At 62.6% G+C, this 19,503-nt stretch carries 12 protein-coding genes and 1 riboswitch; all 12 genes read right to left on the reverse strand.

The annotated features are described in order from the left end of the window. Nucleotides 1-135 precede the first annotated feature (135 nt). The 12 genes from GBEM_RS02110 to GBEM_RS02165 all read right to left on the reverse strand — a co-directional run bounded on the left by GBEM_RS02110 (nt 136) and on the right by GBEM_RS02165 (nt 19,434). On the reverse strand, nt 136-795 hold the full coding sequence (locus tag GBEM_RS02110; RefSeq protein ID WP_012528865.1) for a MarC family protein: 660 nt from the start codon (nt 793-795) through the stop codon (nt 136-138). A 95-nt stretch (nt 796-890) separates the two neighbouring features. Then, a complete protein-coding gene (locus tag GBEM_RS02115) occupies nt 891-3,758 on the reverse strand; it encodes a hybrid sensor histidine kinase/response regulator (protein ID WP_012528866.1) in 2,868 nt (955 codons plus the stop codon). 186 nt (nt 3,759-3,944) lie between these two features. Beyond that, nucleotides 3,945-5,258, reverse strand: a complete 1,314-nt coding sequence (locus GBEM_RS02120; RefSeq protein WP_012528867.1) for an ABC transporter ATP-binding protein — start codon at nt 5,256-5,258, stop codon at nt 3,945-3,947. A gap of 12 nt (nt 5,259-5,270) precedes the next feature. Beyond that, nucleotides 5,271-7,007, reverse strand: a complete 1,737-nt coding sequence (locus tag GBEM_RS02125; RefSeq protein WP_012528868.1) for an ABC transporter permease — start codon at nt 7,005-7,007, stop codon at nt 5,271-5,273. A 389-nt stretch (nt 7,008-7,396) separates the two neighbouring features. Then, a riboswitch (M-box (ykoK) riboswitch) is annotated at nt 7,397-7,566 on the reverse strand. Between the two features lie 32 nt (nt 7,567-7,598). Next, on the reverse strand, nt 7,599-10,181 hold the full coding sequence (locus GBEM_RS02130; RefSeq protein WP_012528869.1) for a sigma 54-interacting transcriptional regulator: 2,583 nt from the start codon (nt 10,179-10,181) through the stop codon (nt 7,599-7,601). Nucleotides 10,182-10,453: 272 nt separating this feature from the next. Then, a complete protein-coding gene (locus tag GBEM_RS02135; protein ID WP_012528777.1) occupies nt 10,454-11,590 on the reverse strand; it encodes an IS481-like element ISGebe1 family transposase in 1,137 nt (378 codons plus the stop codon). A gap of 130 nt (nt 11,591-11,720) precedes the next feature. Then, nucleotides 11,721-12,953 carry a hypothetical protein gene (locus GBEM_RS02140; protein WP_012528870.1) on the reverse strand — a complete coding sequence of 411 codons (1,233 nt, stop codon included), beginning with the start codon at nt 12,951-12,953 and terminating at the stop codon, nt 11,721-11,723. Then, the gene (locus GBEM_RS02145) at nt 12,950-13,756 is read right to left on the reverse strand and encodes an outer membrane lipoprotein-sorting protein (RefSeq protein WP_012528871.1); all 807 of its coding nucleotides are present in this window, start codon (nt 13,754-13,756) and stop codon (nt 12,950-12,952) included. The genes GBEM_RS02140 and GBEM_RS02145 overlap by 4 nt, the downstream gene beginning before the upstream one ends. Before the next feature lie 170 nt (nt 13,757-13,926). After that, a complete protein-coding gene (locus tag GBEM_RS02150; RefSeq protein ID WP_012528872.1) occupies nt 13,927-16,476 on the reverse strand; it encodes an FtsX-like permease family protein in 2,550 nt (849 codons plus the stop codon). After that, on the reverse strand, nt 16,473-17,162 hold the full coding sequence (locus GBEM_RS02155) for an ABC transporter ATP-binding protein (protein WP_012528873.1): 690 nt from the start codon (nt 17,160-17,162) through the stop codon (nt 16,473-16,475). The genes GBEM_RS02150 and GBEM_RS02155 overlap by 4 nt, the downstream gene beginning before the upstream one ends. 243 nt (nt 17,163-17,405) lie before the next feature. Next, nucleotides 17,406-18,827: an ABC1 kinase family protein gene (locus tag GBEM_RS02160; RefSeq protein ID WP_012528874.1), complete on the reverse strand. Its 1,422-nt coding sequence runs from the start codon at nt 18,825-18,827 to the stop codon at nt 17,406-17,408. Further along, nucleotides 18,817-19,434 carry a TetR/AcrR family transcriptional regulator gene (locus tag GBEM_RS02165; RefSeq protein WP_012528875.1) on the reverse strand — a complete coding sequence of 206 codons (618 nt, stop codon included), beginning with the start codon at nt 19,432-19,434 and terminating at the stop codon, nt 18,817-18,819. The genes GBEM_RS02160 and GBEM_RS02165 overlap by 11 nt, the downstream gene beginning before the upstream one ends. Nucleotides 19,435-19,503: the final 69 nt, after the last annotated feature.

Raw genomic sequence — 19,503 nt, forward strand, 5'->3', positions numbered from 1 at the left:
CCACCCTGTCCCTCCCCCTCCGGGGGAGGGGACCTTTATCCACCTTGCTGAGATTATGGAACGGACGCAGAAAAAGGGGACAGGCTACTTTTTGATTTCAAAAAGTAGCCTGTCCCCCTTTAAGCGGTGTCCCCTTTATGCGGAAGGAACTTTAACTGCGGGCCAGAGGGCGGTGATGCCGTTGATGACGTACTGTACGGCGATGAAGGCGAGGATGAGGCCGATTATCCTTACCGCTACTTTCATCCCCAGTTCCCCGAAGATGCGGGCCAGCTCGTCGGCCCAGTGCAGCAGCAGGTAGGCCGCTGAAAAAACTATGACCGCCCCGCCGATGAGGATCAGCACGGAAAGGGCGTCGCTTGCCTGGCTGGAAAAAACGAGGCAGGTGACGATGGCACCGGGGCCGGCGAGCAGGGGAATGGCCAGCGGGGTGACGGAGACGTCCTCTTTCTTCTCGGCCAGGCGTTCTTCCTTGCTGCTGGTCTGGGTGCCGGTCGGGTTGCCGTAAAGAAGTTCCAAGGCGATGACAAAGAGCAGCAACCCTCCGCTTATCTGCACCGCTGAAGTGTTGATGGCGAAGTATCTCAGCAGGGACGGGCCTGCTACCAGAAAGAAGACGATGGCCAGAAGGCCTATCGAGCAGCCGCGTCGCGCTATGGACCTGCGTTCCTGCTTTGTGTGGGAGACGGTGATGGCGAGAAAGATCGGGACGGCCGCGAGAGGATCGACGATCACGAAGAGCTGGACCACGAATACTATCAACTGTTCCATGTGAGTTGCCGCGCTCTGTATCATCGACTTTTCCTCCACCAGGAAAAGCTTTCCACAAAAAGCGGAATGTACAAGGGGAGCTGACGAATGACTCAAGACGCATCAATGATGAGGCAATGCTACGATGCCAGTGTCTGGACTATCTTCTCGTGTAACTGTTGCGCGTCCAGCGGCTTGGAGATATAAAACATCCCCTCTTCCACGATTCCCCGCTGTGCCACGATATCCGCCGTGTAGCCGGACATGAACAGCACCTTTATGTCTGGCCTGGTGCTCCTTATCCTGTCCACCATCTCCCGGCCGTTCATGCCGGGCATCACCACGTCGGTCAGCACCAGATCAATCTGTTTGCCGTTTTCGCAGATCTCTATCGCCTTTGCCGGGGATTCGGCCTGCTGCACGGTATAGCCCATCTCCTCAAGGATTTTCGTCGTGGTCCAGAGCAGCATCTCCTCGTCCTCGACCAGGAGGATGGTTCCTGTTCCTTTCGGGGGGGGCGCTGCCTCGGCCTCCTCCTCTGCCGCTCCATCTTCCAAAAGGCGTGGCAGGTAGATGTTGAAGACCGAACCTTGGTCAAGCTCGCTGTAGACGTTGATGAACCCGTTGTTCTGGGTGACGATGCCGTAGACCGTGGCGAGACCGAGGCCGGTTCCTACTCCGACCCCCTTGGTGGTGAAGAAGGGCTCGAAGATGTGGTCCTTGGTTTCGCGATCCATCCCCGTCCCGGTGTCGGCGACGGTGATCTTGACGTAGTCGCCGGGAACGGTGTCCGAATGATGGCGGCAGTAGCCGGCATCGAGGTGAACGTTGCCGGTCGCTATGTCGAGGGTGCCGCCGTTGGGCATGGCGTCGCGGGAGTTGGCGGAGAGGTTCATGAGTATCTGGTCGAACTGGGCCGGGTCGATCAGAACGGTCCAAAGGCCGGTGGAGGGTTTGAAGGTGAGCTTGACGTCCTCGCCGATCAAACGGCAGAGCATCTTCTCGGAGTCGATGATGAGGCTGTTCAGGTTCACCGCCTTGGGAGAAACCACTTCTTTGCGGGAGAAAGCCAGCAACTGGCGCGTAATGTCGCTCGACCGTTTCGCCGCTTTCAGGATGTGATCGAGATACTTCTGCAGCGGGCTATCCGCCGGTATCTGGTGCTGGCAGAGGTCGGCGGAGCCGATGATGACGCCGAGCATGTTGTTGAAGTCGTGAGCGACGCCGCCGGCCAGCCGTCCCACCGATTCCATCTTCTGCGATTGCCTTAGCTGCTCCTCAAGCTTCTTGTGCTCGGTTATGTCGCGCCAGATGCAGTAGTAGACCGGCCGGTCCTGGATGGTAAGGATCTGCGCGGTCACCTGGACGTTGCGCAGCTCTCCCTCGCGGGTCCTTTGCATGGTCTCGAAGTCGCCCCGTCCGTCCCGCACGATCCCATCGATGCGGCGGCGGGTGTCTTCCTGTGTCTCCACTGCCTCCACATCGAAGACCCTTAGTTGTGCGAACTCCTCGCGGGAGTACCCGAGCTGACGGCAGACTGAGGCGTTGAAGTTGATGAAGCGGGCTGTCTTCGGATCTATGATGACAATGCCGTCGGGCGAATGATCGAAAAGGAGGCGGTTGAAGTTTGCTTCCTCCTCGAGTGCCTTTTCCATCAGCTTACGATCCGTGATGTCCGTGATGACCGCAACGCGAGCCGTCCTGCCGCTGTAGGTCATGTCATGGGAGGTGACGAAGATGGGGAAGACGGTGCCGTCCTTGCGGCGATGATGCCATTCCCCGACATAGGTGTGGCCGCTGAGCCCGGCGGCAACCTCGGTGATCTTAGGTTTCTCCTCCTCGGGATAAAGGTCGATGAGCTGCAGCGCCAGCGCCTCTTCGTTGCTGTAGCCGTAGCCGATGGCGAAGGCGTCGTTGACCGCCAGCATCTGTAGGGTTCCCTTTTCGTAGATGAGCATCGGGGCGGGATTTTGTTCGAAGAGGTAGCGGTACCTCTGCTCGCTGGCACGCAACTCAGCCTCGGCTTGCTGGCGAACGTCTTCCTCCCTAACTATCAGCAGGGCACGGAGCACCAGGATGCAGATGATGATCCCTCCGAACAGGATGCCGCTGAAAACCAGAGCCAGCCTGTTGCGGTAGGAGGCAAGGGAGGAGAGAATCTCCTGCTCCGACGACGCGACGACGATCGACCAAAAGGTGTTGCCGAGGTGGATGGGAAGGTAGACGGCATGTTTCTTCACAGGTTTGACGGAGGCGCCGTCCTTCGTGTTGAAGTCGTAGCTCGCCGTCCCCGATTCCCCTTTGAGCATCGCCCTCACCATGGGGAGCACCGACGGCGACTCCTTGGCGGCGGCAAGAATGTTCGTGCCGCTGTGGCCGGGAACGGGGCAGTAGAGTTCGGTGCCGTCGCGGCTTACCACCAAGGCATAGCCGGTCTTGCCGACCCGGATCACCTCGATGTAGCGCTGGGCGAGGCTCTGGAAGTTGACGATGATGGCGATGCTCCCCCGGAACCGGCTTCCTTCGAAGACCGGTACGTGCAGGGCGATGGCGTCATACCCCTGGATGGTACGGAAGACGTCGCTCACCACAGGCTTTTTCGTTGCGATCAGTTCCTGTACGTGCTTTTGCTGCGCGATGTTCCTTCCCGAGATCTCCCGATTCGGAACGGCGAAGAGGATGTTCCCCTTCTCGTCCATGCGGGTGAAAGATCTTATCTGGTCCTTGTGGGCGTCGTAGAAGAACTCCATCTGGCGCTTGCCGGCGGGATCCATCGCGACGATGGCGTCGAGCCTGGAAAGGGAGGTGAGGATGCCGGTCCAGGTGACGAAGTACTCTTCGATCCCCCTGGCCGCCTGCTTGGCATGTATGAACTGCTCGTCGTTCAGCCGGCTGATGGCCGATTGTTTTGCCTTTTGGTAGGAGAAGTAGAAGATGGCCGTGCACAGGCAGGTGAAGGCAAGGATGAGGAGGGCCAGCCCTCCCTTTTTGACGAACTTTTGGACCATGTGCAATTTCCCCGGCCGGCCTGTGTGCAAAACGATAATTTACGGGAGCTTCCTTCTACGCTTATCGGCATCAGGCGAGGGAAATACAGGGGAAAGTAATTCATCTGCCAGCCCAGGGAAACCAGGGAAAATCAGGAAATGGAAAGGGGGAGCACGATATCTGCTCCCCATTCGTTTATTTACCCTTTACCCCTGCTCGCCGCTGGCGGGGTTCTCCAGGCTGAGGATGCCCGAGCCCTCGTCGTAGGCGAAGAGCTCGGCGTAGCGCCCCCACTCGATGGCTACCTGCAGCACCGTCTCCGCGGTCTCTTCGCTGAAGAAGTCTTCCAGTTCGCGCAGGAATCGGTCTTCCTTGGCGCGGTTTCCCGGCCGGTCGTCGAGCACGCGCCGGATGTGGGCGGCAAGTGCTACGTGCCGCACCAGATGCTCGGCGAAGATCTCCTTGCGGCGCAGGATGTCGGCGTCGACGTAACTCCTGCCGGAGGCGGTGAGGTCGGCGTCACCGCCTTCGATGCGGGCCAGGTTGAGTATGTCGAGCGCCTCCAGAAGCGGGAAGAGCTGGTCCACACCGAAACCCATCTGGTCGGCGAGTTCGGGGAGGTCGGCCTTGCCGTTGTACGGTTCGGCGGCCAGCGCCTCCAAAAGGCCGGAGAGCTGGTTCACGTGCGCCTCTGGTAGGAGGTAAGAGATGGGGACCGCCTCCACCTTGCCGGCGGCGCGGGAGCGCTGGGTCATCTGGCCGTACACCGTGTCGACCAATTGCCTGAAAAGAGGGGCGTCGCGGTCGCGGGGATGGGCGAGCGGAATCTTGATCTCGGAGACGACGCGGCCGGGGTTGCTCCCGAGGATGATGATCCGGTCCGCCAGAAGGACCGCCTCCTCGATGTTGTGGGATACCAGCAGTATCCCTTTCGTCGGGATGCGCCGCTCCAGCCAGAGCTCGATCAGGTCGGTGCGAAGCGTCTCCGCGGTGAGGACGTCGAGCGCAGAGAAAGGCTCATCCATCAAAAGAAGCGTCGGCTCGACGACCAGCGCCCGGGCGAAACCTACCCGCTGCCGCATTCCGCCGGAGAGTTCCTTCGGGTAGGCGGATTCGAAGCCGTCCAGGCCGATCAGGTCGATCGCCTCCAGTGCGCGCCTTCTGCGTTCGGCCTGCGGCACCCCCATGGCGTCGAGCCCAAGCTCCACGTTTTCCAGCACGGTGAGCCAAGGGAAAAGGGCGAAGCTCTGGAACACCATGGCGAGCCCCTGCGTGGGGCCGGTGATAGGTTTGCCGCAGTAAAGGGCCTCTCCGCTGCCGGGCTGCGCGAGGCCTGAGATGATCCGCAAGAGCGTCGACTTGCCGGAGCCGGAGCGCCCTAAAAGCGCGACGATCTCCCCATCTGCGATGGTGAGGTTTACCCCGTCCAGCACCAGGTGCTCGCCCGAGTCGGACTTCTTGTACGACTTTCTTATGTTGCTCAGCTTGAGCAGCGGAACTTTATTGTCTGTCGCTTCCATCCTTCTTCTCCTCTAGCCGAGCCGGTAGCGGGTCTGGCTGACGGTGAACAGCCGCTCCCAGAAAAACCGGTTCAGTACCAAGACGTAAATACTCATGACTGCTATGCCCAGGGCGATGCGGGGGTAATCCCCTTTCTCGGTCCAGATGGCGATGTACGACCCGAGACCGGTTGCGGTAAGGGTCGTATTCCCCCAGGTGACGATCTCGGCGACGATGCTGGCGTTCCAGGTCCCCCCTGCAGCGGTGACGAGCCCGGTGACAAGCGATGGGAAAATGCCGGGGAGAAGCAGCGTTTTCCAAAGCTTCCACCCGGAGACGCCGAAGTTGCGGGCCGCCTCGCGCAGGTCGGTAGGGATGGCCGAGGCGCCGCCGATCACGTTGAAAAGGATGTACCACTGAGTCCCCAGGATCATCAGCGGGGCGGTCCAGATCTCCGGTGAGAGGTGGTAGTGGACCATGAAGAAGACCGCCACCGGGAAGAAAAGGTTCGCGGGGAACGCGGCCAGAAACTGCGCCAGGGGCTGGACTCTCGTCGCCCATTTCGGGTTGAGCCCGATATACACCCCGATGGGTACCCAGATCAGGCTGGCGATGATCAAAAGCACCGTGACCCGAACCAGGGTCAGGAAGCCGAGATAGAAGACCTTCCAAATTTCGGCGCCGTCTACCTCTCCCCCGACGAACTGGACCAAAAGCCACGCGCCCCCGGCGACGCCAATGGCTAGAAGCGCGTTCCAGGCAATTTCCTGCGCCTTGGGGATCGTGGCCTGCGTTGCGTCACGGAAGCTCGCGCGCTGCTTTCTCCTGGGGAGCAGGTCGGTGAGCCGGATCCACCGGTTGACCAGGAAACGTCCGGCGGCGCGCAGGAGCCTCGCGCGCTGGAACAGGGTCAGCACCCAGGAGCCGCTTCCCTCGCCGCTTTCGGTCGTTTCGAACTTGAACTTGTCGGCCCAGGCCACCATGGGGCGAAAGAGCAGCTGGTCGTAGACGAGGATCACCAGCAGCATGGTCAAAAGCGCCCAGCCGATGGCGGAGAGGCTGCGGTAGTGGATGGCCTGCGCCACGTAGGAGCCTATCCCGGGGAGGGTTACCGAAGTCTTCCCCACCGTGATCGCCTCCGACGCCACCACGAAGAACCATCCCCCCGAGACCGACATCATCATGTTCCAGATCAAGGGGGGCATGGCGAAGGGGGCATCCAGCTTCCAGAAGCGCTGCCAGGGAGAGAGCCCGAAGAGGACCGAGGCCTCGCTCAGGTCGGAGGGGATGGTCTTTAGCGACTGGTAAAAGCTGAAGGCCATGTTCCAGGCCTGGGAGGTGAAGATGGCGAAGATGGCGGCGCACTCCACCCCGAGAAGTTTTCCAGGGAACATGGCGATGAAGCCGGTGACGGTGACCGAGAGAAAGCCGAGGATGGGGACCGACTGGAGTATGTTCAAAAGCGGAACGAGTATCCGCTCGGCGCGGCGGCTCTTCGCCGCGAGCGTTCCGTAGCTGAAGGTGAAAAGGAGCGAAAACGCCAGTGCCGCCGCCATGCGCAAGACGGTGCGCAGCGCGTACTCGGGGAGGTTAACGGGGTCGAGCGAAAGGGGGATCTGCTCACCCGGCATATAGGGTATCCCCATCTCGCGGCTGCCCCAGGCAAAGAGCGTGACGAGCCCCATGACCATGAGAAAGGCGGCCAGGTCCCAAAAGTTGGGAGCGGCTCTTCCTGTTGTTTTACTGAACGGTGTCGACCGGTTGGCCATCCTGCTTCCTCCGTGCTGCCGGATACTCTACCCCTTTTGCGTAAAGGCGCAGCTATCCGGACGCGGGTCGTCCTGGCCTCATGCCGGAGCACGCGCGGACAGACCCCTACTGCCGATGCGCTCAAGCATCGCACAGTGAGAATGATTAATTGACGGAAGTCGGGAAACAGGTCCCTGGACTCCTCGCTTCGGCTGTTCCCCGCGGCGCGGCAGGAGAACCGGAAGCAGGCCCAGGTTAGGGGGGAAGCTTCGGAAAGGCTACTGCCGGAACTGCGGGATGAGTAAGTGATAGTCGCTACTATGACTGTCCAATGTGAAAAACCACCACCTTTTTTGTCGTGATATGAAAAAGCAAAAGGCCATGGGGGACCATGGCCTTATTTCTGGCGCGGATTCCCCTCTCGTAGGTTTTCGGCAGTGCGCAACGTAGGTCCCGGGGGACCAGCTACCTTGGGTCAAGCCTTAAGCCGGCAAGACCTGGTCTACCCGTTGGCGTCTTTCGACGTTTCCGGGCAGTAGCCTGTGTTTGAGCAAACGCCTCATCGTAACGAGGAACCCGTCCTGTTTATACCGACCCTCGCGGAATGTCAACTAAAGGATTTTTATCAGTATCGCGGTGGCGCCGAGGATGAGCAGCCGGTGCCGGAGCAGCGCCGCCGGCGGGAGCCCGTCCAGGCGCTGCAGCCGGGCCAGCACCACCCAGGAAAAGAGCGCCGCCAAAAGGATAATCGGGTAGATGAGCAGGCGCAGCGTCCCAAGTTCCGGGGTGAGCGCCGTGGCATCGAGGAAATTTTCCGCTCCCAGGGCCGAAACGGCGAGCGGGACCAGCCTGGCGCCCCCCTCCACCAGCGGACGGAAGAAGATCAGGAATAGACCCGCGGCGGCGAGAGGGAGGTAGGCGAGCCCGCTGCTGGTGAAGACGGAACGCCAGCGGGCGCCGCGCACAGCCACCGAAGCGATGAGGGCAAGGAAGGTGAACCCGGCGACGAGGCAAAGCGCCAGCAGGTAGTCCTCCAGGGTCCAGAGGGTGCGCGGGAAGAGTTCCGGTTGCCGCCCGGCCAAAAGCGGGGTCCCCTTGGCGGCGATCACCGCGCCCAGCAGGGTGACGCTGAAAAACGCCTCCCTGAAGCCGCGCCGGGCCTTGTTGAACACGCCGCAGGTCGGGTTCCTCAGGTCGAGCTGCATCGAGTGGTGCGGACAGTTGCGGACGCAGTTGAGACAGAGGACGCAGTGGTCGGAGCTGTCGACGCCGGAGGGGTGCAGCCCCATGGGGCAGGCCTTCTCCTTGATGCAGTCGTCCACCCGGCACCTGCTCAGGCAGACGTTGTGGTTGCTGTGCATCTCCAGCGGCGAGATGCGCGATACGAGGCTCACGATGCGCCCCAGCGGGCAGAGGAACTTGCACCAGCCGCGACGGCCGATCACCAGGTCGGCGCTCACCGTCGCCGTCAGCATGCCGCTCAGCAACAGCCCCGTGGCCGCTGCGTGGGAGAACATCCCGGTCGCCTGCTCCATCAGGAGGATCAGCACCAGTGCGGCGAAACTGAGCGACGGCCCGAAACTGCGCAGCCACGGTGCCGGGTCGCGCACCACACGGCTGGTGACCCCAAGCCGTTCGCCGATCGCTTCCATCGGACAGAAGCTGCACCAGCCGCGGGCGAAGAGGAAAGCGGTGAGTATCAGCGCGGGCCATCCCAGGGTCCAGGCCGCAAGGTTCGCCGCGTTGTCCGAAGCGGGGCCGAGCAGGGTGTACAGGGTGATCAGCAGGAACGCCGGTACGGTCAGCCAGCGCAGCACCTTCGGGAAACGCGGGTTCCAGGCGAGCCGCTCCAGGGAGGGAAGCGTCAAGAGGTTGAAGCGGCCGTCCTCGAAGGGGTGCCCCTGGAGGGAGATGTGCTCGGGCTGAATCTCCGTGTCGCTGCAGACCACCACGGCGCGGCTCACGACCTGGTACAGTTCGGTGGCGTTGAGGGGCCAGTCGTGGTCTACCAGGCGGTTCAGGGCGTCTTGGGAGAGCCGGCGCACGTTGCGGTTGTGCTTGGCGTTGAGAGAGGCGAGGAGGCTCTTCGCGATGACGGGGATGTCCTTCTTGCGCTCGCGCAGCGGGGCTAACTCCACGGTTTCGCCGCAGAGCTTTCGGTACAGCTCTCCGTTGAACTTGCCGCTGTCGATCAGGGGCTCCAGGGCCTTGCCGCTGGTGGCTATGATCCTCACCCGGGCGCTGCGTAGTTTGGTCTCGCCCCTTCTGGTGAAGTGCCCGGTGTCGAGGAAATCGACCAGCTCCTCCTGCACCGCAAGGGCCAGGCAGTCGACGTTGCGCAGGATCATGTCGCCCCCTGCGGCAAGCTCGATCATCCCCCTTCTCACCCGCCGCGCATAGACCGCCCCCTGCGAAGCATGGCCGAAAAGCGCCGCCTCCTGGGCGAGACCTAGCAGCACACCCCTTTGGGAGGCGCCCTCGGCTGGCTCGTTTTCCTCTTCCAGTACCGGCGGGGGGGAGGCGCAGTCCAGGAAAAGGACGGGGCGGTCGGCTTCGCTGTGGAAGTGGATCAGCCGGGCGGCGAGATCCTTCCAGGTGCCGGGCTCGCCCAGGATGAGGACGTGGCTGCGGGTGCCGCCCAGCTGCTGCAGGCGTTGGTTTAAAAGGCGCACCCAGTGCGAGGCGCCGGGGAACTGGCCGAACTCGGGAAGCAACTGCCAGCCGATGATGTTGGTGATCACCTCGCGGTGTTCGCTTTCCTCGCGCTGGTGGCGGTGCGCCCAGCTACCCAGCTGCGCCGCGAAGATCCGGCTCAGGTTGGCGTAGAGCGCGGGGATTTGGTCCAGAAGCTCTTCGAAATCCTCCCGGGAGAGCCGTGCCGCCTGGACCTCGGTGATCGCCCTCACGTCGGCGGAGCGCTTCTCGTCGGTCAGGATGGCGCGCTCCCCGATGACGTTGCCGATGCCGAGTTCGGTGAGGGTCAGCACCTGCCCCCCTTCGTCCAGGAGTTCCACCCTGATCCTTCCGGCGAGGATGACGTAGAGTTCCAGCGCCGGCTCGTTCCTGGAAAGGATGATCTGACCCGGCGCGAACTCGCGCAGCTGCAGGTGTCGGGCGATGCGGTCCAGCTGCTCCCGGTTGAGTGTGCTGAAAAGGCGGATGCCGGAAATGGTTTCAGAGCTTATTGCCGCCACATGTTCTCCTAAGATTGAAAGGGAAGCAGATGGTAGCGCAAAAGCCGCTGTAGCTTCAAATGTGTATACCGGGTGTATACCGTGCAGGGGGGGGAGGGGGGCAAAGAAGGGGGGGCAGGTTCAGCGCTATCCGTCCCCCCTCCCCCGGCGGGAGGGGGTTAGGGGGTGGGGGTAGGTGCCACCTTTCGAGCTGCTGGCGAGTTCACCCACCCCCCTGCCCCCTCCCGTTGTATGGACCGGGGTCAAGGTTTACAGTTGTTCGGGGACATGGTTTACACTTTTTGTTCTTTGAGATCGACTTCTGCGATTTTCTGGCTGCAGAAATAAACGCCATATTCGCCATCGCGTATGGTTGGCCGAAATGCCACCGGCTGCCCCCTGAGCGCCTTCGCGAGGCGCACACATCGGCCTTTGAATGACACCTTACCCTCGGCCTGGACCTTTCGGATCTCGTCGTCTGGGGCGTACTGAATCTCGGGCAGTATTTCTGAGTAAGTCCGCCGGCTAGGCTTATAACGCGTCATCGGAGTTTCCATACCTAGTGATTCGTGTGGGCGCTCCAAGTTGTAGCAATGCCTGAAGGTGTCGAATCTAAGCTGGCAGTCAGCTAGGTCTTCGAAGACTCTTCCAGCGATTGCTTCTGCAACCAGAGTTCTGTGAAACCGCTCGTCCTTACCCTGTGTTTGAGGATGATAGGGGCGAGAGTGGCTGACCCGTATCTCGTTTCTGATAAGCCAGACCGTTAATGGCGTAAGGTCGTTGTATTGATCGTTACCCCATGGGCTGCCATTGTCCATGGTCATTCGATATGGCAATCCATATTGCCTGAATGCCTCAATCAAAGCAGCTTTAACCGTTTCTGTTCGCTCATTGGCACAGGCTACAAGCACCACACTAAACCGGGAATGGTCATCCAGAACAGTCAACGGATGACAGCGACCATGATGCTTCATCGGAATACTGCCCTTGAAATCCATCTGCCATAGGTCGTTTGGGTATGGGTGCTCGAACCGTTGGAAAGCAGTATGTTTATCTGACTCAGCTGGATCAATGCAGCCGTTGCGGCGCAAGATTGCTGTTATGGTCGAAGGTACAGGCACCCCCTGATGCCCAAGTTTTTCAAGACGCTTACGTAGCTTACGTGCTCCCCAAGCCTGATGTTCTTCGCGAAGCTTGAGAATAGCATCTTCGGTCGCAGTGACCGTCTTATGTGGACAGGTCAGTGGCTTGCGAGATAAGTCAATTAGGCCTTCGACGCCGGTTTCAAGGAACCTGCTAATCCATTTGTAGCCGGTCGGACGGCTGATGTTAAAGCGTTTGCAAAGGAAGGCTATGTTGCTGCCTTCCTGCAACGCCAAATGAACGAACTCGAATCTCAGGGTCATAGTATCCACCGGTCGCCAAGGCATGGTCTCCCTCCTCCGAGGAAAGGTCATTCTTGGCAAAAGTGTTAACTATGTCCCCGAACATTTGTAAACCATGTCCCCAGTCTATACACCCGTCAAGGGAGGGGGAGAGCTGGAACGACGCTGGGGCAGGTTACCAGCTGCGGCGCAGCGCCAGGTAGATGCGCCGAGCTTTCTTGAGCGCGCCGAGCGCGCCGTTGTCCGAGCCGTAGGGGAGGTCTCCCCCGGTCGTGATCTTCCAGGTGTCGGTCATGTTGTAGCCGACCTCACCTTTTGCCATTCCGTCCATGTGCTCCAGCCCGGTTGTCGATACCACCTTCCAGTCTCCCCAAGGTTCGGTCTGGTTCCAGGCGGCGATGAGGGCGGGGAGGAGCGCCCGGTCGAAGAGGAGCGTCTGGTTCACCGGGGGCTCGATGGCGTTCGCGGCGAGCGTCACCAGGAGCTTGCCGTCGCCGAATCCCCTCTCTACGCTCGCCGTTCCGATGACGGCGTCGCCCAACTCGGGGTCTTTCGACAGGAGCCCGGCGAGTTCGGCCCTCAGCACGTAGAGGCCGGCCACCCGGGAGAGCTCTACCCCCACACCCTGCTCGCGGGCATAGCGGCGCTCGACGGAAACTATCGGGGCGGGGCCGGTCTGCAGCGCCGGGTCGAGGGAGAACTGAAGGAGCGGCGCCGGGCGCACCCCCGTCCTCATCCAGAGTCCCAGGTCCCAGTCCCCCCTCGTGGCCAATAGGCGCAGCGCAATGAAACCCGGCACCGGCGGGTCGTCTTCCCGCTCGCGCAGCACCGTTTGCTGCGGCAAGGCGCCGGCGGCGATGGGGGCGTAGCGGCTCCCGAGCGGCGGAAGGCGCCAAGGGGTGGTGACCGGCGCCAGCACAGCCTGATAGCGGAAGGACTCCTCTTGACCGCTCACCCTGAGCGCCCAAAGCGGCAGCTTCTCGTCGGTGAAGGGGTCGGTCAGGTCGCGCGGAAGGAAGGCGTCGGCAGGGGAGTAGCCGTCGGTCTGCCCCCACCCCAGCTGGAAGCGGCCGAATTCGACGTCGTGCGAAGGGGCGAGGGGGAGGCGCACCCAGAGATCGCGCAGTGACAGCGGCGAGCGTCTGAGCCTGCGGTCTGCCGGGTCGAAGGAGAGTTGGTCTTGCGGCGAGGTGAGCCACTCGGCTCTAAGCGAGGCGGTCAACTGCGCCTCGCCAGGCCTGTGCTCCCACTTGGAGAAGAGGGTCCCGGAGCCTGCTCCGTACGGTTCCCCGTCGTAGCGCTCGCTGTAGGCAAATCCCTTCAGTTCGGCATAGCCGGAGAAGTCGTTTGCCTCCGCCGTGCAGGGCAAAAGCAGCAGGGATATCAGGAAAAGGAGGGGCAGGATCAATCGCCCCCCTCGCGGGTCAGGTTCTGCAGCGTGAAGCGGCTGGCCGGGTGCGGGCGGTTGAAGGTGATCTGCTTCAGGTTGACCGTGGTTTTGCTCCCTTTTTTCAGGTCGGTCATCTCCATCCGTCCCGCCACCCAGTGTCCCTCCACATTCTTCAAGTCGGAGAGGATCATCCGTTTCGCCGGCTCCTTTTCGCCCTTTCGGATCAGGTCCTCGCGGACCAGGTAGAGGATGTCCTTTCTGAGGTAGAGGACGATCTTCTGGTACACCGACTTGGTCCCCTTGTCGTTGGGGATGGCTGCGATGACGTAGCAGGGGACCCCTTCTGCCGTCTCCTCGCCGATGAGCGAAACCTTGTACTTTTCGTGGTCGAACTCCTCCATGTCCTCGTAGTTGAAATCGGTGCCGACGAAGGAGGCGTCGCGGTCCTGCGGCGCGATGCGGCGTTCGCGCTTCATGGAGGGGAGGTAGAGCCACTGGTCCGGGTTGTCGGAGCCGGGGCGGGAAAGGGAGAGGAAGCCGACCCCCTTCACCTCGGGGGGGTCGGTGAAGCGGATCAGGTTCTTGGCGTCGCCGGCGTACCCTTCCCGGTAGCTGCGCCACCCCTTCTTGCGGACCTTCCCTTCCTTGTTCACCACGGTCAGGTCGCCTGCGTACTGCTGGGTCTTGGTGCGGTGCCTGTTTTCGGAATCCTTGAGGAGGGTGCGGGCGTCGGGTGCGGCGAGCGCCGTCCCGGCGCAGAGCGAAAAGAAGAAAAGGGCGGCGGCCGCGGCCGCTAGTGGTCTGGCGAATCGTGCAATCATCTGCTGCTCCTCCGTGTGGAATGGTTAGTGGAGAAAAATGCGAAGAGGCATCGCACGCGGATGACGCGGATTAAAAACGATTACCGCGGATCAGACAAAAACCTCTGTTCTTTACGGTCGATCCGATTTTATCCGCGTTATCCGTTAAATCCGTGTGCTATGCCGTTGGTCTATTCATACTCTATCGCCTCGGTCACCTTGACCTTCGCTGCCTGCCGGGCCGGGACCCAGGCGGCGAGCGCCGACACCAGCGGCAGGGCGATGAGAAGCTGCACCAGGACGTCCCACGGGTAGTTGTGAGGCATGCTCCAGCCGGTGAAGGCAACGGCTACCGGCCCCTCCATGAAGGAAGCGAACAGATTGCCGGCGGGAAGAGCCAGTAACAACCCCGCCAGGGCCAGCACCAACGCCTCGATGACGATGCTGCGGGCGATCTGGGACGGGACGGCGCCCAAGGCCTTCAGTATCCCGATGTCCCGGGTCCTCTCCGCAACGGAGATGAGGAGCGAGGTCACGATACCTAAAAATGCTACGCCGAGGGCGAGGAAGACGGTGATGCGCATGACGGCGTAGAAGGCGTCGATGGCCTTGCCGATCTCTGCCTTGAACTCGGCGCGGGTCGACACGAGCGCGGGGTACCTCCCAGCGAGCTTGGCCCGGATCTCCTCCCGGACCGCCTTGGGATCCACCCCGGGATGCACCGAGACGTCGTAGATGTCCACGCGGTCGTCGTTCCAGTGCTTGAGGAACACGGGGCGGTCGAGCAATATCGATCCCTGGTCGCAACTGTAGTCGCGCAGCACGGCGGAGATGGGAAACTTCACCAATCCACCCGGCGTCATCAGCTCTACCTGGTCACCTACGCCGAGATGGAAGTTCCGGTAGAAGTTTTCGGATACGGCGCACATCCCTTTCGGGGCCCCCTCGCGCATGGCGCGCGCGTCCCCCTGCGCGAACTCGTACTTGGTGCGGTCCAGGAGCTGACCTATCTCCACCGAGTTGATCAGGATCCGCTTCCCGGAAAACTGCGGCCGGATGGCGCGTATGCTCTCGACGGCGCGCACGCCGGGGAGCTGCGCCAGTTCCTCCCGCAGCGCGCCGGGATAGAGGAAGTCGCCGCGGGTGAAGTTGGCGGAGGCCCTGACGAAGAGGTCGCAGGTGAGGACGTCGTCCATCCAGCGCACGATGGTCCCTTTGGTCGATCCCAGGTACCCCCCCAATCCCAGGACGAAGGTGAGCGAGAGCGTCATGGCCATGATGGTGCCGGCGCTCCTGCGCGGGTTCGCCATGAGTGCGTCCGAGGAGAGCGGGCCGGCGGAGGGAAAGAACCGCGAGAGTAGCGGCGCCGCCGCGACCAGGAGGGTCCGGGAGAGTGGACCGAGGAGCAGTATCAGCCCGGTACCACCCAGGAGGAGCACTGCGAGCAGCATCTGGTTCCCCGAAAGTCCGGAGAAAAGGGCGAAGTAGACAGCCGCCGCGAGAAGCGCTGCCGCGCCAGCCAAGCGCGGCGCCACCCGGCGCTCGACGCGTGCCTGGAAGACCCCCTTGGCGAAGGCCTCCGTCGGGGGGATGCGCGAGGCGGCCAGGGCCGGCCCCCATGCCCCGGCGAGCGAGGCGCCGACCCCGAGCAGGATCGACTGCAGCGCGATTGCGGGGGTGAGATGGACGATGCCGGAGCCGCTGATGCCGTAAACCGCCTCGGTGCTCTGGCCCATGCTCACCAGGAGCCCCTGCGAGAAGGCGGTGCCGGCTAAGCAGCCGAGCACCCCGCCCATGATGCCGAGGATGAGTGCCTCGGCGAGAAAGAGGACCTGGACCTGGCGCGGCGTGGCCCCGAGCGCCCTGAGCGTCCCGATGTCCCGGCGGCGGCGGTTCACCGCCACGTTGAAGGCGTTGAAGATGAGGAAGACGCCGATGGCGAGGGCGAAGGCGCTGGAGACGTTGAAGCCGGCGGTGAAGTTCGCCACCAGGCGCTCCATCTGCTCGCCGCGGCGCGCCGGGGTCTCCACCTGGTAGGCGGGGCCGAGCGCCTTTTGCAGCGTCGCGGTCCCCTGCGCCACGGTCACCCCGTCCTGGAGCCGCACGTCGATCCGGTCAAAGCGTCTCCCCCTTCCGAAGAGGTCCTGCGCGGCATAGACGTCGACTACCATCAGGTTGCCACCGAAGGCCTCGGCGAACCCCTTGGGGCTCATCACCCCCCGCGCCGTGACCTGCTTGTATCCGGTCGGGAGCTTCAGCGAGAGCGCCTTCCCCGTGGAGAGCCCGGCCCTCCGGGCGAAGTCGCGGGTGAAGAGGGCCGAGTCCGGTTGCGCCAGGAAGAGGAGCGGGTCGTCCAGGTCGGCGTCGTCCCCCTCGAAGCCGTAGTCGCGCATCTCGCGGTCGCCAAGAAGGTCGATCCCCACCACCATCAGGCTTCCCAGCTCGGCCTTTTCCGGGACCACGATCTGCTCGATGACAGGCGAGGTGGCCCTGATCCCGGGGAGCGATCTCAGTTTTTCCTGGATCTCCTCGGGGACCCCTCCGTCCATGGTCACCTGCAGGTGCGCCTTGCCGGCGACGCGGTCCACGGTGGAGCCTATTCCTTTAACCAGGGCGTCCTGCGCGGTCTTGATGGAGCTGAAGGTGGTTACGCCGACCACGACGCCCAGGAGGGTCAGGATGGTCTTCCCCAGGTGGCGGCGCGCGTAGGAGAGGGAGAGGGTGCGGAGCAGGAACCTCATCTCCCACCTCCGATGACGACGCCGTCGTCCTCCACCCTCCCGTCGCGCAGCCTGATCAACCGGTCGCAGACGGAGGCGGCGTCGTGGTCATGGGTGACCATGACGATGGTGGTGTTCCTGTTGGCGTGGATGGAGCGGAGCAAAGCGAGGATCTCCCTGCCGCGCGCGCTGTCGAGGTTCCCGGTGGGCTCGTCCGCGAGGAGCAGGGGGGCGTCGGTCGCCAAGGCGCGGGCGATGGCGACGCGCTGCCTCTCGCCGCCGGAGAGTTCGTCCGGGAGATGGTCCCCGCGTTTTTCCAGCCCCACTTCGGCGAGGACCCGCTCCACCTGCAGGGCCGCCTTCTTCGCGGATACGCCGGCCAGCTGCAGCGGGAGCGCCACGTTCTGCCGCACCCTGAGCGTCGGCATCAGGTGGTAGGCCTGGAAGATGTAGGAGACGCTGTTGCGGCGAAAGAGCGAGCGGGCTTTCTCGCTTTCCCGGGCCAGATCCTTCCCGGCGACCAGGAGCTGCCCCGAGGTCGGGACGTCGAGCCCCCCCATCAGGTTCAAGAGGGTTGATTTCCCCGAGCCGGAGGGGCCCATGATGGCCACCATCTCGCCGGGGGCGATGGAAAGGGTGATACCGGCAAGTGCGGTCACCGTGGATTTCCCGTCGTACGATTTGACCACATCACGAAGCTGCAGCATGTGCTACCTCCTGTGTAAGGATCTTGCGTTCCCAAGTTGGAGCTTGGGAACGAGAAAAATGGGAGAACGAGAAAAGGGGCCCCCTCCCCTTGCGGGAGGGGGTTAGGGGGTGGGGGTAGGTGCCATCATTCGCGACGCTGCCGGCTTCACCCACATCCCTCACCCCTGCCCCTCTCCCAGAGGGCGAGGGGATGGACTTCCGCTTCCCCCCGTGTTCGCGGACAGGGAGGGGGCGCGCGATTACTACCTCGGTGCCGACTCCTGCCGGTAGATCTCCTTGAAATGGCAGCGCCCCTTGAGCCGATAGACTACGGCGCGGGCGCCCAGGACGAAGCGCGTGGTCCAGATGTGCAATGGCATGCCGCGCAGGTACCCCTTCTTGGTGGCTTGCCGCATGGCCTCCATCCCCCGAAGGAAGAAGTCCCTGTCGCCGAAGTCGAAGAGCCCCTCGGAAAGCCAGGGCTCCAACTGCCAACTTATCACCCGCCCCACCAGTTCCACCCGCTCCGCCCCCATCTCCTGCGCCGACTCGTAGAGCGATGCTTCCACGATGATGCGTTCCATCTCCTTCTCGTCCTGCCGGAACGCTGCCGCTTCGGCCTCGCACTGCATCCGCCATTCTTCGTCGGTGTACATGCGGGCGCAGCCGAAGTCGATCACCCCCAGCCTGCCGTCCGGCATGAAAATGTAGTTGCCCGGATTGGGATCGGCCATGATGCAGTGTGTCCGGTACAAAAGACGGATGGTGGCCATGGTCATCAGGTGGGTGAAGCGATCTCGCAGTTCCTGCGACGGGTCGGAAGCGAGAAATTCGTCTATGTGTACCCCTTGCAGATATTCGGTGGTCAAGACCCGGAGGCTGGAGCACTCGGTATATACCCTCGGAACCACGATCCCGTCCCCCGGCTCAAAATGGCTGCGCACCGCCTGGGCCAACTCGGCCTCCTTCAGGTAGTCGGTTTCTGCCAGAAGCACGCTCTCGACCTCGGCCAGCTTGTCGAGGAGGTTCGGCCAATCGTCCCCCATGCGCATCGGCTGCAGCAGCAGGCGGAGGTTCTTGAGATCTGCCTGGATGGTACGGGCGATCCCGGGATACTGGATCTTCACCGCCACCTGCTCTCCCGTATGGAGCCGGGCGCGGTGCACCTGCCCCAGGGATGCGGCGGCGAAGGCCTTCTTCTCGAAGCTGGCGAACATCTCTTCGGGTTCCCGGCCGAATTCGTCGAAAAACACCTCGCGTACCATGGCGTAGTGCATCGGCGGGGCCTCGAAGCTGAGCGAGGAGAGCAGGCGGGCGTACTGCTCGGGAACCATCTCGGGGAGCGTCAGCATCTGCCCAACCTTCATGACCGCGCCGCGCAGGTACCCCATGGTGCCGAACAGCTCCAGCGCCGCCTTGAGGTGGGTCTCGTTCTTGGTCCGCTCCTTCTCGTCGGGATCGACCAAGCGGCTCCTGAGCCACCAGGCGACGTAGGCGCCGGCGACCTTCGCCTGCATGGATCCCAGGATCCAGAGGCGGGAAAGCGAGCTCGTCGGGGGCCTGTTGCTGCAGGCGGTCTCGACCAGCTCGGCAAGCCTCTGGCGAGCGGCGGCGTCTTCGTCTCGCGGCAGGAGCTGCATAAGGCGCTCGCGGCTGGCGGGTGCCACTGCGACGTTACAGGACATGCTCACCTCCATCTACCCCGGCGCTGCCGGAGATAATATGCACAAAAGTACGGACCGAGTAGTCGACCAGCGCCTGGCTGGCTTCCTGGTTCGGTGACGGGTCGCTGGTCCAGAAGGCAAGCACACCCAGGTAGAGCGACCAATAAATGGTCGTGGCGACGTAATCCGGTGCGGAGCTGAACCCGTGCCTGGCCAGGATCTGCTGCATGAAGTCGAGGTGCCGCTGACGCGCCGCCTCTCCCACGGGGCAAACGTTCTTGCGCGGGAACGGGCTTAGCGAGCGCTCCAGCACGGGGCCGAGGAAAGGGCGCAGGGGGCGCAGCCTGCGAAGCCCCGAGGCGATGAAGCCGAAGAGATCCTCGACAAGCTCGCCGCAGGTGCGACCCCGGAATTCCGCCTCCCCTTCGGCGAGCGCGTCGGAGACCATGGTCATCGCCATCGTCTCCTTGCTGGGGAAGTAATTGAACATGGTTCCTGCGGCGACCCCTGCGGCAAGCGCGATGTCGCGGGTGGTGGTCTGGTCGAAGCCGCGGGCGCAAAAGAGTTCGGATGCCTTCTCCAGGATCCGTGCCCGGCACTGCTGTTTTGCCTGCTCGGTGATACGCATTGAAGCTCCATCCGTAAAATGTGAACGCGCTCACTATAGCAGAAGCTAATTTTTCGTCAACGATAAAAT

Origin of the sequence: Citrifermentans bemidjiense Bem, assembly GCF_000020725.1 — a bacterium.
Classification (GTDB): domain Bacteria; phylum Desulfobacterota; class Desulfuromonadia; order Geobacterales; family Geobacteraceae; genus Geomonas; species Geomonas bemidjiensis.